The sequence below is a fragment of the Actinomadura sp. NPDC023710 genome (assembly GCF_040639875.1).
Classification (GTDB): Bacteria; Actinomycetota; Actinomycetes; order Streptosporangiales; family Streptosporangiaceae; genus Spirillospora; species Spirillospora citrea.
In genome coordinates this window covers 67042-81152 of the sequence record NZ_JBFAGB010000004.1, presented here as the reverse complement: position 1 = coordinate 81152, position 14111 = coordinate 67042, and the positions used below count along the sequence as shown (strand labels likewise).

Annotated in this window: 11 protein-coding genes and 1 pseudogene; 10 read left to right on the top strand and 2 right to left on the bottom strand. The window is 75.3% G+C overall.

Annotated features, from left to right (window positions below):
- Positions 1–186: 186 nt before the first annotated feature.
- The 8 genes from AB0H37_RS06015 to AB0H37_RS05980 are packed head-to-tail and all read left to right on the top strand — an operon-like array spanning position 187 to position 9770.
- Positions 187–1593: an exopolysaccharide biosynthesis polyprenyl glycosylphosphotransferase gene (locus AB0H37_RS06015; protein ID WP_360611704.1), complete on the top strand. Its 1407-nt coding sequence runs from the start codon at positions 187–189 to the stop codon at positions 1591–1593.
- Entirely contained in the window at positions 1590–2921 is a 1332-nt protein-coding gene (locus AB0H37_RS06010) for an O-antigen ligase family protein (protein WP_360611703.1), read from the top strand. Before AB0H37_RS06015 ends, AB0H37_RS06010 begins: the two co-directional genes overlap by 4 nt.
- Positions 2918–4627, top strand: coding sequence for a lipid II flippase MurJ (locus AB0H37_RS06005; protein ID WP_360611702.1), 1710 nt, complete (start codon positions 2918–2920; stop codon positions 4625–4627). Before AB0H37_RS06010 ends, AB0H37_RS06005 begins: the two co-directional genes overlap by 4 nt.
- The gene (locus AB0H37_RS06000; RefSeq protein WP_329098428.1) at positions 4599–5276 is read left to right on the top strand and encodes a polysaccharide deacetylase family protein; all 678 of its coding nucleotides are present in this window, start codon (positions 4599–4601) and stop codon (positions 5274–5276) included. Before AB0H37_RS06005 ends, AB0H37_RS06000 begins: the two co-directional genes overlap by 29 nt.
- Positions 5273–6406 (top strand): glycosyltransferase, encoded by a 1134-nt coding sequence (locus tag AB0H37_RS05995; RefSeq protein ID WP_329096396.1) that lies wholly within the window; start codon positions 5273–5275, stop codon positions 6404–6406. Before AB0H37_RS06000 ends, AB0H37_RS05995 begins: the two co-directional genes overlap by 4 nt.
- A 34-nt stretch (positions 6407–6440) precedes the next feature.
- Positions 6441–7136 (top strand): Wzz/FepE/Etk N-terminal domain-containing protein, encoded by a 696-nt coding sequence (locus AB0H37_RS05990; protein WP_360611701.1) that lies wholly within the window; start codon positions 6441–6443, stop codon positions 7134–7136.
- Positions 7133–8317, top strand: coding sequence for a GNAT family N-acetyltransferase (locus AB0H37_RS05985; protein ID WP_360611700.1), 1185 nt, complete (start codon positions 7133–7135; stop codon positions 8315–8317). The genes AB0H37_RS05990 and AB0H37_RS05985 overlap by 4 nt, the downstream gene beginning before the upstream one ends.
- Positions 8310–9770 (top strand): glycosyltransferase, encoded by a 1461-nt coding sequence (locus tag AB0H37_RS05980; RefSeq protein WP_360611699.1) that lies wholly within the window; start codon positions 8310–8312, stop codon positions 9768–9770. The genes AB0H37_RS05985 and AB0H37_RS05980 overlap by 8 nt, the downstream gene beginning before the upstream one ends.
- Positions 9771–10009: 239 nt before the next feature.
- Here the strand turns inward: AB0H37_RS05980 and AB0H37_RS05975 are convergent.
- A pseudogene (locus tag AB0H37_RS05975) lies at positions 10010–10237 on the bottom strand (glycosyl hydrolase); the annotation flags it as partial.
- A 660-nt stretch (positions 10238–10897) separates the two neighbouring features.
- Between AB0H37_RS05975 and AB0H37_RS05970 the strand changes: the two are divergent.
- Both AB0H37_RS05970 and AB0H37_RS05965 read left to right on the top strand, forming a co-directional pair.
- Positions 10898–12187: an ATP-grasp domain-containing protein gene (locus AB0H37_RS05970; protein ID WP_360611698.1), complete on the top strand. Its 1290-nt coding sequence runs from the start codon at positions 10898–10900 to the stop codon at positions 12185–12187.
- Positions 12188–12215: 28 nt separating this feature from the next.
- Complete coding sequence (locus AB0H37_RS05965) at positions 12216–13469, top strand: NAD(P)-binding domain-containing protein (RefSeq protein ID WP_360611697.1); 1254 nt, start codon at positions 12216–12218, stop codon at positions 13467–13469.
- Positions 13470–13542: 73 nt separating this feature from the next.
- On the opposite strand, the gene AB0H37_RS05960 is transcribed toward AB0H37_RS05965, so the two are convergent.
- Positions 13543–13794, bottom strand: a complete 252-nt coding sequence (locus AB0H37_RS05960) for a hypothetical protein (RefSeq protein ID WP_329096384.1) — start codon at positions 13792–13794, stop codon at positions 13543–13545.
- Positions 13795–14111 lie beyond the last annotated feature (317 nt).

The window sequence follows — 14111 nt, the reverse complement described above, 5'->3', positions numbered from 1 at the left end:
CATGCGGTGGCCACTTCGCATGATCTTTCTGAGGCCATGTCCGTGGCGACCGCCCCGTCGATCTTCTCTTCAAGACTGCGGCGGCCCCGGTTAAAAGCGGCGATTTGTGCTCTGACCAGGTGCGATTCTGATCCGTGGCCGCTTGCGACGGCCCCACAAGGTGCTTGTCTGTGAAGGGGACGCGCGATGAGAGCCCAGGGGCTGAGTTTCTCCGTCGACTCCGGCGCGGTCCCTCCGGACCTTCTTTCGGCGGGCGGCCGGCCGGTCGTTCCGCGAAGGACGCGGATGCTGGCCGGGCTGTGCCCGGTGGGCCTCGCCGTGCTGGACGGCTGGACGATGGCGGCCGCCGTGTCACTCACCGGAGGCGGCGTCCTGCCGGGTCTCGCCGCCCTGACGGTCGTCGGGCTCAACGGCGCGGGCGGGCTGTACCGGGCGCGCCGCGCTCCGTCCCTGTTCACCGACGCGCCGCCGCTCCTGCTCCGCACGCTGCTCGTCTGCGGGATCGCGGCGCTGCTGCGGGCGGACGCCCCGGCCTGGCTGTGGACGGCCGCCCTCTGCGGGACGGTGCAGCTCGGCACGCGCGGGTTCGTGAACGCGATGGTGAGGACCTACCGCAGCCGCCGCTCCCGGGCCCGCTCCACGCTGGTCGTCGGGACGGGCGGGACCGCCGCCCACGTGCTCGACGTCCTGCGCGAACGCGGCGATCTCGGGCTCGCGGTGGCGGGGCAGGTGTCCGCGGGGGACCCGGAGGGGCCTCCGGGCGCGGCGCCCGTCCTCGGGGAGACCTCCGACCTGCCGTCGCTCGTCGAGGCGCACGGGATCGAGACGCTGGTCGTCGTCGCGGAGGACGTGCCGCCGGACCGCCTGGACGCGGTGCTGCGGCTGTCGTTCGCGCTGCCCTGCGAGACGCTGCTCGTCCAGCCGCCGTCGGACGTCGTCCCGGTCGCGCCGGGGCGGCGCGAGTACCTCGCCGGGCTGCCGTGCGCGCGGGTGGAGTGGCGCCTGCGCGACCCGGCTGCCCGCTGCGCCAAGCGGGTGCTCGACGTCGTCGTGGCGTTCGCGGTCCTCGTGCTCGCGTTGCCGCTGCTCGCGGCATGCGCGGTCGCGGTCCGGGCCGAGGGCGGCCCGGGGGTGCTGTTCCGGCAGCGGCGGATCGGGCTCGGCGGTGGGGAGTTCGTCCTGCTGAAGTTCCGGACGCTGAAGCCCGCGGACGAGCAGGAGGCCGACACCCGCTGGACCGTCAAGGACGACGAGCGGATGGGCCGCGTCGGCCGCTTCCTGCGCGCCACGTCGCTGGACGAGCTCCCGCAGCTGTGGAACGTCATCCGCGGCGACATGAGCCTGGTCGGGCCGCGCCCGGAACGCCCCCACTTCGTGGAGCAGTTCTCCCGCACCTGCCCCGGCTACGTGGCGCGGCACCGCGTCCCGGCCGGGATGACGGGCTGGGCGCAGATCCACGGGTTCCGGGGCGACACCTCCATCGAGCTCCGGGCGAGGCTCGACAACCACTACATCGACCACTGGTCGTTCACCGGCGACTTGAAGATCCTGCTTCTGACGGCGCGGACGATGCTCTTCCGGGACCCCACATGACGGTGCACGCCGCCACCGCTCCCTTCCTGGCGAGGCCGCTGCCGAGGCGCCCGAGCCTGCTGGTCGCGGCGGCCGTGGCGTGCGCCGGGATCCCGCCCGGCGCGCAGGCGTTCGGGCCCGGCACGCAGGTCACGGCCGGGGACGTCGCCAGCGTCGTGCTCGTGCTGGTCGCGGCCGGGATGCTGGTCACGGGAAAAGCGCGGCTGCCCCGCCTGGCCCTGCCGGCGTTCGGGCCGCTGGTCGCGGCGCTCGGGATCAGCACCGTGCACTCGGCCGACATCGGCTCCAGCCTCGCCGGGTTCGTCCGCGACCTCCAGGTCTTCGTGCTGGTGCCGCTCGCCGTCGTGGTCCTCGTCCGGGACCGGCGCGACCTCGCCACCGTCTGCTGGTCGGTGCTCGGCCTCGGCCTCGCGGAGGCGGCGTACGGGATCTGGCAGGCGGTCACCGGGAACGGCGCGTCGATGGGCGGCCGGAACATCCGCGCGGTCGGGACGTTCGGCGCGCTCGACGTGATGGCCATGTCGATCGTCGTCGGATTCGCGTTCCTCGTGCTGATCGCCTTCGCGCTGACGGCGCCCGAGCACGGGGCCGCGGCCGTCCCGTCCGCGCTCGCCGGGATCGCCGTCATGGGCGCCGCGCTGGCGCTCGCGCTCAGCCGCGGGACGTGGATCGCGCTCGGCGCGGCCGCCGTCCTCACCCTGGTGCTGTTCGACCGGTGGACGGCCGTCAAGGTGCTGACCTGCTGCGGCGCGCTGATGTTCGTCCTGCTCGGCGTCGCGGGCGGCGGGTCGCAGGCCGTCGTCGAGCGCGCGAGGTCGACGGTGGGCTCGGTCAGCGACCCGGACCAGTCCGTGGACGACCGCTACAACCTGTGGGCGGCCGCCGTCCGGATCTGGGAGGACCACCCGGTGACCGGCGTCGGGGTGAAGAACTTCCCTGCCTACCGCGACACCTACGCCACGATCGAGCTGTCGTCCGGCAGCGAGACCGACGACCCCGTCAACGGCTACGTGCGGCAGCCGCTCCTGTCACCGCACAACGAGTACCTGCTGTTCCTGTCCGAGCAGGGCGTGGTGGGCCTCGCCGGGTTCGCCGCGCTGCTCGCCATGATCGTCGCCGGGCTGTGGAGGCGCCGGGACGCCCGCGACCCGTTCTGGCTGGCGAGCGTCGGGCTCCTGGCCTTCCTGCTGATCAACTTCCTGTACGCGGACCTGGGCGGGCCCACGTGCGCGCTCGTCGGCGTCATCCTCGGCCTCACGGCGGCGCGCGCGTTCGGGGCGGCCGGCGCTTCCGCGGCCATGGCGTCCCCCGCCGGGAGGACGTCATGACCGAGCGCGGCGAGCGTCTCCGGCAGGAGCGGGCCCCCAGTTCGGTGGGACGGGCCGCGATGGTGTCGGGGGTGCTCATCGCGGCGGGCACCGGGCTGGGGTTCCTGCGCGACCTCGTGATGGCGGATCTGTTCGGCGCCAGCGGCAGCACGGACGCGTTCCTCGTCGCCTGGACGATCCCCGAGACCGTCTCGCCGCTGCTGATCGAGGACGCCATGGCGCTGCTCATGGTCCCCGTCGTCACGCGGCTCCTCGCGCGCGGGGACGGCCTGCGCCCCCTCGTCGGCACGGCCCTGCCCCGCATGGTGCTCGGCCTGTCGGTGATCACCGGCGCGCTCGCGTTCGCGGCGCCCGCCGTGGTGGACGCCCTCGCGCCCGGCCTGGCCGAGCAGGGCCCGGCCGTCCAGTGCGTCCGGCTGACGGCGGTCACCGTCGTGACCTTCGGCGTCGCGGGCTTCATGAGCGCGACGCTGCGCGCCCACCACCGGTTCGGGCCGCCCGCCGCGATCTACCTCGCCTACAACGTCGGCATCCTCGCGCTGATCGCGGGCCTGTCCGGCGTCGTCGGCATCACCAGTGCGGCGATCGGTGTCGCCGCCGGAAGCTTCCTGATGGTCGCGGTGCAGCTCCCGGCGTTCGTCCGGTGCCTGCGGGACGCGCCGGCGCCGGCCGGGAGCGTGGACGTGCGGCTCGGTCTGGCGGCCATCGCCCCCATCGTCGTCTACACGGTCACGCGGCAGGCGCAGGTGTTCGTGGAGCGGTTCCTCGGGGCCGGGCTGGCCGCCGGGTCGATCTCGCACCTGAACTACGCGCAGAAGGTCGCGCAGGTGCCGATGGTGCTGTCGCTGCTGATCGTGACGGTGACGTTCCCGAGACTCGCCCGCGCGTCGGCGGACGGGGACACCGCGCAGGTCGCCCGCCGCATCCGGCAGGACCTCGCCGTCGCCAGCGCGATGGTGCTGGCCGCGACCGCGTTCCTGGTCGCGTGCGCGCCGGCCGTCATCGGGGTGCTGTTCGAGCACGGCGAGTTCACGTCCGCCGACACCGCGAGCACCGCGGCCATCCTGCGCGTGTACGCGCTCGGCCTGTGGGGGCAGACGGCGGTCGGCCTGGCCGCCCGCGCGTTCTTCGCGGGCAGGAAGCCGACCTGGCGCCCGGCGGCCGTGCTCGCCGCGGGCCTGGCCGTCACGGCGGCGATCGGCGGCGCGTTCGCCGCGTCCGCCGGGACGCTCGCGCTGGCCGCCGCGAACGCCGCCGGGATCACCCTCGCCGCCGTCCTGATGCTGGCCGGGCTGCGGCGCGGCGTCGCGCCCGTCCCGCTGCGCCGGATCGCCGCCGACGTGTCGCGGCTCGTGCTCGCCGCCGCGGGGGCCTGCGCCGCGGGGATGCTCGCCGCCGGGGCCCTGGACGCGCCGGTGCTCCTCCAGCTGGCGGCCGGCGGGCTAGCGGTCGCCGCCGTCTTCGCCGTCCTCGCCGTCCTCGCCGTCCTGGCGGGACCCGACCTCGTCGCTCCAAGGATCGCTTCACGGCCGCTCGGTGGGCGCCACCGGCGCGGCCGCATCGAATCGGGGGACAGCAGTGAGCAAGCCGACAGAACCGACTCATCTGACCGAACCGGCGCAGCCGCCGGGGCCGGCGCGGACGGCGGAGGGCATCCGGCACGCGCCGCCGGTGCTGATGTACCACTCGGTCGACCACTTCGATGAGGACCCGCACCTGGTGACGGTGTCGCCGGCGCGGTTCGGGCGGCAGATGGCGTGGATGCGGGCGCGCGGCCTGCGCGGCGTCGGCACGCGCGAGCTGCTGGAGGCGCACGCCGCCGGACGGGCCCGCGGCCTGGTCGGCCTCACCTTCGACGACGGGTACGCCGACTTCGCGACCCGGGCCGTCCCGGCGCTGGTGCGGTACGGGTTCGGCGCGACGGTGTTCGTCGTGTCCGGGCGGATCGGCACCTACAACGCGTGGGACGACGGCCCGCGCAAGCCGCTCATGACGGCCGAGCAGATCCGCGCCGTCGCGGGCGTCGGCATGGAGGTCGCCTCGCACGGACGCCACCACGTCTCGCTCCCCGAGACGGACGACACCGAGCTGCGCGAGGAGCTGGAGGAGAGCCGCGCCGTTCTGGAGGACCTCGTCGAAGGCCCCGTCACCGGCTTCGCCTACCCCTACGGGCACGCCACCGCCCGCGAGGTCGAGGCCGTGCGCGCCGCCGGATACGACTACGCGTGCGACATCCGCCCCGAGGAGGCGGGACGGCACGCGCTGCCGCGCACCTATGTCGGCGACCGGGACGGCCCGCTGCGGCTGCGCGTCAAGCTCGTCCGGCACGAGCTGCGCCGGAGGAGCCGCGTGTGACCCGGGTCCTGCACGTCATCACCGGGCTGGAGCACGGCGGCGCCGAACGCCAGCTCGCGCTGCTGCTGCGTCACCTGCCCGTTTCCTGCGAGGTCGCGACCCTCACCCGGGCCGGCGCCGTCGGCGCGGAGATCCGCCGCTCCGGCGTGCCCGTCCACGAGATCGGGATGCGCGGCAACCGGGACCTCGGGGCGCTGCCCCGGCTGGCCCGGCTGATCCGCCGGGGGCGGTACGACGTCGTCCACACCCATCTCTACCGGGCGTGCGTGTACGGCCGGATCGCCGCGCGCATGGCCGGGGCGCCCCGCGTCATCGCCACCGAGCACTCGCTCGGCGACGGCCACATCGAGGGCCGGGCCACGACGCGCGGCGTCCGGGCCCTGTACCGGGCGACCGAGCGGCTCGGATCCGCCACCGTCGCGGTGTCGCCCGCCGTCGCCGCCCGGCTCCGCGCCTGGGGCGTGCGCCCCGGCCGGATCGTCGTGATCCCGAACGGCGTCGACGCCGCCGCCTTCGCGTTCGACCCGGCCCGCCGGGCCGCGACGCGCCGCCGCCTCGGGATCGGCCGGGACGAGCCCGTCGTCGGCGGCGTCGGGCGGCTCGTCCCGACCAAGCGGTTCGACCTGCTGGTCGAGGCGATCGCGCGGCTGGACGGCGTCCGGCTGCTGCTCGTCGGCGCGGGTCCGGCGCGGGACGCGCTCGCCCGGCTGGCGCACGAGCGCGGCGTCTCCGGCCGCGTCGTCTTCGCCGGGGCGTCGTCGGACGTCGCGGGCGCGCTCGCCGCCATGGACGTGCTCGCCGCGCCGTCCGTCCAGGAGACGTTCGGGCTCGGCGTCCTGGAGGGGCTGGCCGCCGGGCTGCCCGTCCGCTACACCGCCTGCCCCGCCCTCGACTGCCTACCGCCGGGCGACGCCCCGGACGCGCGCCGCCTGCCCTCCGACGCCGGAGCCTGGAGCACCGAACTCGGGCGCGTCCTGCGCCGGCCCCGGGACCGGACGCGGGTGCCGCCCGCCGTCGCCCGCTACGCCGTCGCCGAGCGGGCCGCCGAGCTCGCCCGGCTCTACCGCCCCGGCCCGTTCGCGGGCGGGGCCGAACCGATACGAGAAAGGGCTCATGATGCAGCGACGTGACGCCAGGAGGAGGCCGCAGAGACCGCCGAGATCGGTGCGTCGGGCCGGCCGGGTCGGCCCGGCCGCCCGGCGCCTGCGCGGGTGGGTCACCGCGACGGTCCGGCGCTTCGGCCTGCCCGTCGCGTTCGTGCTCGCCGGGTTCCTCGGCGGGCTCGGCTACGCGGTGTTCGCGCCCACCACCTACACCGCGACGGCTTTCGTCCTGGTCGTGGAGGCCAGGCAGGACCAGTCCGGCCCGGCGGCGGTCAGCTTCGCGCAGGCGTTCGGGCGGCTCGCGCCGCTCCCGGAGACCCTCGCCTACTCCTCGCTCCCGCTGCCGGACGGGGAGAACGGCTCCACCCGCGAGCACATCCAGGCGTCCACCTCGCCGGACACCCCGCTGATCAAGCTCGCGGGGAGCGGCCGGACGGCCGGCGACGCCGCCGCGTTCGCCAACGCCGCCGCCGACGCGCTCGTCCGGTACGGGACGTCCCACCGCTCCGACACCGGCGTCCGCGTCGCGCTGATGACGCTCGCCGAGCCGCCCGCCGCGCCGTCGTCGCCGAACCTGCCGCTCGGCGTCGCCGTCGGCACCGCGTCGGGGATCCTGCTCGCCGGGCTCGCCGCCGCCGTCATGAGCGGACGGCGCGAGCGGGCGGGCCGGCGGGAGAGGGGCCGCGTCCCCTCGGCCGGGAGCACGGCCGCCGTCCCCGGTCCCGTCCCCACCGGACGGGTGGAGGTGGGCTCATGACCGTGACCGCGCTCTCACCACTGGCCGCCTCGCCGAGCGGCCACACCGAATGGTCTGCGGAGGTGCACCGGGACGAGCAGGCCCTCATCGCCCTGGCCGACGACCTGCGCGACCTCTACGACCGCAGCCCGGCCGCGACGCCCTTCCAGGCGTACGAGTGGATCAAAGCGTGGTGGGGCTGGTACGGGGCGCGCGGGCGGCTCCGCCTCGCCACCGTCCGGTGCCGCGGCCGGCTCGTCGCGGCGGCGCCGCTGGCGGCGGGCGTCCGGCACGGGTTCCCGGTGCTCGTCCCGATCGCCGCGGACCAGAGCGACTTCACCGACATCCTCCTCGACCCGGACTACGCGGGCGGAGCCGTCCGGCACCTCGCCAGGGCCCTGCTCGACGAGCGCGGATGGTGCGCGCTCGACCTGCGGGAGGTCCGTCCCGGCTCGGCGGCGCACCTGGTGGCGGCGCAGTGGCCGCGCCGCGCGTGGCGGACGCCGTCCTCGGTGTGCCTCGAACTGCCCGCCGGCGGGGCCGCCGGTTTCGACACGGGCATCGACGCCGTCCTGGACCGGCTCCCGGGCCGCACCGCCGGGAAGATGCGCGCCAAGCTCCGCAAGATCGACGTGCGCGGCATCACGGCGGAGAGCGTTCCCGCGGACCGCGTCCCGGACGCCGTGCACGCGCTTCTCGACCTGCACGTCCGGCAGTGGCGGGGCCGCCAGATCAACCCCGAGCACACCCGCGGGCGATTCCGCCGCCACCTCGCCGAGGCGGCGGCCGGGATGGTCCGCGACGGGCGCGCCGCCGTCCTGCAGTACCGGTGGGACGACCGGCTTGTCGCCAGCGACCTCGTCCTGATCGGGCACCGCCACGTCGGCGCCTACCTGTACGGCGCGCTTCCGGACCTGCGGTCCTGCGTGGACGTCTCGCTGATGATGCTGCGCGAGGACCTCGCCCTCGCCCGCGACCTGCAGCGCCAGGGCGTCAGCCTCCTGCGGGGTGACGAGCCGTACAAGCTGAAGTGGCGGCCGACGCCCGTCCGGAACGAGCGGATCATCCTCGGGCGGACCGCCTCGGCCGCCGCCTACGCCGGGCTCGCCCGGACCCGCGCGTACCTGGCGGAGCGGCGGCGCGGGGGACCGGGAGCGCACGCCGGCCTGTCCGGGAGCGCGTCCCCGCTGGTCCATGACTGACCCGCGGGACGACACCGCGCTGCGGATCCTGCACGTGAGCCAGCCGAACGCGGGCGGGGTCGCCGTCTACGTCGGGCAGGCCGCCGGCGACCAGCGCCGGCGCGGCTGGGAGGTGGCCGTCGCCTGCCCGCCGGGCGGCGACCTGCCCGAACGGTGCATGGCGGCGGGGGTGCCCTGGCTCAACTGGGACGCCGGGCGCGCCCCCGGCCCCCGCACCCTGCTGGAGGCGCTGAGCCTCCGCCGCCTGGTGAAGGGCTTCGCCCCGGACGTCGTGCACCTGCACTCCTCGAAGGCGGGCCTGGCCGGGCGGCTGCTGCGCCGCCCGCTCGGCACGCCCACGATCTTCCAGCCGCACGGCTGGTCGTGGCTCGCCGCCACCGGGCGGCTGGACACCCTCAGCCGCCTGTGGGAGCGCGCCGGAGCCCGGTGGAGCGACGCCCTGGTCTGCGTCGGGATCGGCGAGCTGCGCGAGGGCATGCGCGCGGGCGTGCGCGGGCCGTACCGGCTCGTCCGCAACGGCGTCGACCGGCGCCGGTTCACGCCCGCCGACGCCGACGCGCGCCTCGCCGCCCGGACCCGGCTCGGCCTGGAGGCGGCCGCGCCGCTCGCGGTGTGCGTCGGGCGGCTGACCCGGCAGAAGGGGCAGGACGTCCTGGTCGCGGCGTGGCCGGGCGTCACCGCGCGCTGCGCCTCCGCCCAGCTCGCCATCGTCGGGGACGGCGAGGACCTGGACCGGCTGCGCCGCGAGCGGGTGGCCGGGGTCCGGTTCGTCCCGGCGGTGGAGGACCCGCGGGACTGGCTCTCGGCGTCCAACCTCGTCGTGCTGCCGTCCCGGTGGGAGGGCCTGCCACTGACCGCGCTGGAGGCGCTGGCCACCGGGCGCCCCCTCGTCGGGACGGACATCCCGGGCATCACCGAGGTCGTCCGTCCGGGCCTGGGCGCGCTGGTGCCCATGGAGGACCCCGCGGCGCTCGCCGAGGAGATGGCCGGGCGGCTGCTGTTCCCCGGCATCGCCGAGCGGGAGGGGCGCGCGGCGGCCGTCGCGTCCGCCGCCTACGACATCGGCCGGACGGTGGCGCTCCTCGCGGCCGTCACCCGCGACGTCGCCGGGTTCGGGGAGACCCCCGCGGAGGCCCTGGTGGACGCGCGGGCGGTGGCGGGCGGTCCCGTCCACGGCGGCCTCGGTGGCGTCACCGGCTTGGCGGGCGGCCTGGAGGGCGGCCCGATCGACGAGGTGACGGACGGCGCCGCGGGTGAGGGCGCCGCTGGCGGGGTCGGCATGGGTGGGATCGGTGCGGGTGGGGTCGGTGCGGGTGCGGTCGGTGCGGAGGGCACCGGATCGGCCGATCCCGGGGCGGCCGGGACCGCCGGGGCGGAGGCGGCCGGTGTCGGGGTGAAGGGGCCCTTGCCCGGCGGTGGCGGGGCGGTCACGCCGCCGAACAGCTCCCGGTAGGCGGCAGAGGAGCGCGGGTTGCCGCCGCCGCACGACCAGACCCCGTGCGGGCAGTAGTCGGTGATCGTCTGGTAGAGGACGTCGTGCGACATGATCCAGTCGTGCATCCCCCGGACATAGGCGGGATTGTCGGAATTGCGAAACAAGCCCCATTCGGGAAACGAGAGGGGCTTGCCGTGCGCGGTCGCGAACTCCGCCTGCTCGCGCAGACCGTACGGCTCGTGGACGAAATCCTGGAATGACTTTCCCTCGGGTTGGTCATAACTGTCGGAACCGATGATGTCGACGACGTCGTCACCCGGATAGCAGTCCGTCCACGGGATCGCGTCCGGTCCCCGCGTCGGCGCGAAATCGAAACGGAAACGCGCGCCCCGCACCGCGCGCATGGTGCCGACGATCCTGCGCCAATACGCCTTCCACGCGGACGGATCCGGGGCGCACCGCCCGGCGTAGACCTCCCCGTTCATCTCCCAGCCGAGGACGATGACCGTGTCGCCCGCGCCCAGGGAGACCAGCCGCCCGGCGAGCGTCCGGTAGTGGCGGTCGAACGTGCCGCGCGCGCCGGCGCGCAGCAGCGAGGCCAGCACCGGCGTGGGGATCCCCGCCTCGTTCGGCGCCATCATCGGGACGTTGACCACGAGCATGCGGCGCTGGTCGGCGGCCTTCCAGTGCGCCCACGCGGCCAGCATCTCCCGGGGGCCCTCGATTCCCGGCCAGTCGTCACCCGGCAGGTAGGTGCGCCCGACCGTCACGGTCGAGCCCAGCCAGCGCTCGAAGCGGGCCACCCGGGCCACGCCCTCCGGGCCCGACCCCAGAAACGCCCCCAACGGCACATGTGCCGTCCATCGGTGAATTGCCCGGGGCTGCTGCCACGTCACCAGAGCCGACGCCATGAGCGCGAACAGCACCACAGATGCAGCCAGAATAGGAGGGAGCGGACACCAGAACGGCGACCTTTTCCGCCGGGGTCCGGACGGTCGTCCTGCCGAATGGATATCCGCAGCTCGCATGCGTATCGTATGCCCTCAGAAGCCCGCTGCGAAAAAGCCGGGCGGGCGGAAAATGTGAAAATTTACCGTGAGGAAGGGATGCCGTGCGCCGCGATACGAGGGAATGGGTCTGAACGAATGTTCTTCGACAGCCGGCCGCGGGCCACCCAGTCCCGCAACGTGCGCCTCGACCCGGGCCTTCCCGTCCTGCTGCTGCGCACCGACCGCAACCTCTTCCACCACGGCACCCTGGCGGTGATCCGCAGCCTCGGCCGCGCCGGGGTCCCCGTGCACGCGATCCTCGAAGGGCGCGACAACCCCTCGTCCCGCTCCCGCTACCTGTACCGGGGGCACCCCTGGGGCCCGCCCGCCGAACGGACGGACGAGCTGCTGCTCCACCTGCGGACCATCGCCGAGCGCATCGGCCGACCCGCGCTCCTCGTCCCGATGGACGACGCGGGAGCGATCTTCGTCGCCGAGCACGCGGACGGTCTCCAACCCCACTTCGTCTTCCCCCGCCAGGACCCCGGCGTCCCCCGCGGCGTCGCCGACAAGGCCCGGCTGCTGGAGGCGTGCCACCGGCACGGCGTCCCGTGCCCGCCGAGCCTGACGCCGGAGTCGGCCGCCGACGTCGACGAGGCCGCCGCCGCGCTCGGGCTGCCGCTGATCGCGAAATGGGCGCGGCCGTGGCGGCTGCGCCCCGGGCTGCGCAGCACCACGCTGGTGCCCACGCTCGGCGAACTGCACCGGCTGTTCGCCGCCACGCGCGACCGTCACCCGGACGGCGGCGCGGGCCCGCTCATCCTGCAGCGGCGCATCCCGCCCGCGGGCGGCGACTGGTTCTTCCAGGGCTACTTCGACGACAACGGCGACTGCCTGTTCGGCGGGACCGGCCGCAAGCACCTCGCGCACCCGCCGCAGGCCGGGCACACGGTCGCGGGGGAGTGGGTCGCCAACCCCGACCTCGAACGCCACGCGGTCCGCATCGTCGACCTGCTCGGTTGCCGCGGGCTCGTCGACCTCGACTTCCGGTTCGACACGGCCGGCGGCGTCCACCACCTGCTGGACTTCAACCCCCGCATCGGGGCGCAGTTCCGGCTGTTCACCGACCGGGACGGCCTCGACCTCGCGCGCGTCCTGCACCTGCACCAGTCGGGCCGGCCCGTCCCGGACGCGCGCCCCGCGCCCGGCCGCAACCTGCTCGTGGAGAACCACTACCTCGCGCGGTCGGCCCGGCGCCCGCGCCACGGAACGCCCTCGCGTCCCGCATCGCCGCGGCTTCCGCGGCTGCGCCCGCTGCGGGAGACCCTCCGCCCGCTGCGGGCGGCCGACGAGTTCGCCTGGTACGCGGGCGACGACCTGCCGCCCTTCCTAGCCATGGGGCGGCGCAGCGCGCTCCGCGCCGTCGAGCGGCTCCGCACCAGGTAACACCACGCACACACGGGGGGAATCGAACATGAGCGACTCGGCCAGCGACGTCGTCATCGCCGGCGCCGGGCCCTACGGCCTGTCGACCGCGGCCTACCTGCAGAACCTCGGGCTCGACGTCCGGGTCATCGGCGAGCCGATGCGGTTCTGGGACGCGAACATGCCGCTCGGCATGTTCCTCAAGTCCGAGCCGTTCGCGTCCAATCTCGGGGCGCCGCAGGCGGGCCTGCGGTTCACCGACCGCCACCCCGGCTGGCGGGTCGGGCAGCCGATCCCGCTGGAGACGTTCGTGGAGTACGGGCGCTGGTTCGCCGCGGAGGCCGTCCCGGGCACCGAGGACGTGCAGGTCGTGAACGTCGAGCAGGGCGTCGCGGGCGGCTACCTCGTCACGCTGTCGTCGGGCGAGGCGATCGCGGCGCGCGCGGTCGTCGTCGCGGTCGGCGTCGGGCCGTTCGCGCACATCCCGGAGCAGCTGGCGGGCATGCCCTCCTGGCTCGTCTCGCACAGCAGCGCCCACAGCGACCTCGGCCTGTTCGCGGGCAAGGAGGTCGCGGTCGTCGGCGCCGGGCAGTCCGCGCTGGAGACGGCGGTGCTGCTGGCCGACGCCGGGGCGCGGCCGCACCTGATCGCCCGGCGGCGCGTCCTGGACTGGAACACCGTCCCCGAGGAGCACCGGTCGCCGCGCACCCTGCTGCGGCAGGGCCCGAGGTCCGGGCTCGGCACCGGGTACCGGACATGGCTGTGGGCGGAGCGGCCCGGGCTCGTCCGGTACCTGCCGGAGCGGACCCGGCGGCGGATCGTCCGCGAGACGCTCCCGCCGGCGGGCGCGTGGTGGCTGCGCGACCGGCTGGACGAGCGGATCCGCGTCTCGACGGGCCGCCTGCCCGCCAAGGCCGTCGAGCAGGACGACGGCGTCGCCCTCACCACCACCGACCACGAGGGGCGCCGCCTCGTCACGGAGGTCGAGCACGTCATCGCCGCCACCGGGTACGTCCCCGACGTCGAGCGGCTCAGCCTGCTCGCGCCCGAACTGCGCGACCGCATCACCACCCGGCTCGGCGCGCCCGTGCTCAGCCGCGACTTCGAGGCGTCCACGCCAGGCCTCTACTTCGCCGGCCTCGCCGCCGCCCCCACCTTCGGGCCGGTCATGCGGTTCGTGCACGGCGCCGACTTCGCCGCGCGGCGGATCGCGCACCACATCGTCCGGCGGACGCCGCGCGTGCGGGTGCCGGCCGGCCGGCCGTCGGGCTTTCTGGAGCCGGGAACCTCGTCCCAGCGGTGAAGAATCCTCCTCCGGGCCGGCGGTGCGCCTCAGGGCGCCCGCCGGCTTCCGGTTCTCCGGAACCGGCCGGTCGTCACACCCAGGGCGGCCGCGCCCGGCGGCGCGCGCGCTCGGCCCTGGCGACGGCCACGGACCACTGCAGGCGCGAGTAGAGCGTCCACGCGCCGCACCGGCCGCGCGCGGGCGTCGCCTCCTGAGCGGTGGAAACGGTGGAGAGCATGATCAGGTCGGCGTCGGCGCGGGTGACGAACCGGCGGGCCTCGCGCCGGGGGCGCTGGGTACGCGCGGGCAGCAGGCGCCCCATCGCGGACGAGGGATCGATCATCGCAGGCTCCTCGCTGGACGGCCAGGAGTGACCGCCTGTTCACCGAATGTAGCGCACCGATACCGTCCGCCATGCTTCTCCCGGACGCCAGGCATACGGGCGGCGCCTGCCGGTCCCGCAAGGGCACCGAGGCCCCGAAGAAAGCGTGTGCGTATCGACAAAATGCAAGAGCCTGGCAAAAAGGGCGATGGGTGCCGGGAAACCGGCCGCGATAAAAGCCAGATTAATGCCACGGTAAATGATGGGAAGACACGCCGGGAGACCGGCCAATGGCTCCTTGATCGGTTCCGTCGCGGTGCTACGTTCTTGCCGACCGG

Coding starts and splice junctions, on each gene's coding strand:
- AB0H37_RS06015 (WP_360611704.1), top strand. CDS start 187: ATGAGAGCCCAGGGGCTGAGTTTCTCCGTCGACTCCGGCGCGGTCCCT.
- AB0H37_RS06010 (WP_360611703.1), top strand. CDS start 1,590: ATGACGGTGCACGCCGCCACCGCTCCCTTCCTGGCGAGGCCGCTGCCG.
- AB0H37_RS06005 (WP_360611702.1), top strand. CDS start 2,918: ATGACCGAGCGCGGCGAGCGTCTCCGGCAGGAGCGGGCCCCCAGTTCG.
- AB0H37_RS06000 (WP_329098428.1), top strand. CDS start 4,599: ATGTACCACTCGGTCGACCACTTCGATGAGGACCCGCACCTGGTGACG.
- AB0H37_RS05985 (WP_360611700.1), top strand. CDS start 7,133: ATGACCGTGACCGCGCTCTCACCACTGGCCGCCTCGCCGAGCGGCCAC.
- AB0H37_RS05980 (WP_360611699.1), top strand. CDS start 8,310: ATGACTGACCCGCGGGACGACACCGCGCTGCGGATCCTGCACGTGAGC.
- AB0H37_RS05970 (WP_360611698.1), top strand. CDS start 10,898: ATGTTCTTCGACAGCCGGCCGCGGGCCACCCAGTCCCGCAACGTGCGC.
- AB0H37_RS05965 (WP_360611697.1), top strand. CDS start 12,216: ATGAGCGACTCGGCCAGCGACGTCGTCATCGCCGGCGCCGGGCCCTAC.
- AB0H37_RS05960 (WP_329096384.1), bottom strand. CDS start 13,794: ATGATCGATCCCTCGTCCGCGATGGGGCGCCTGCTGCCCGCGCGTACC.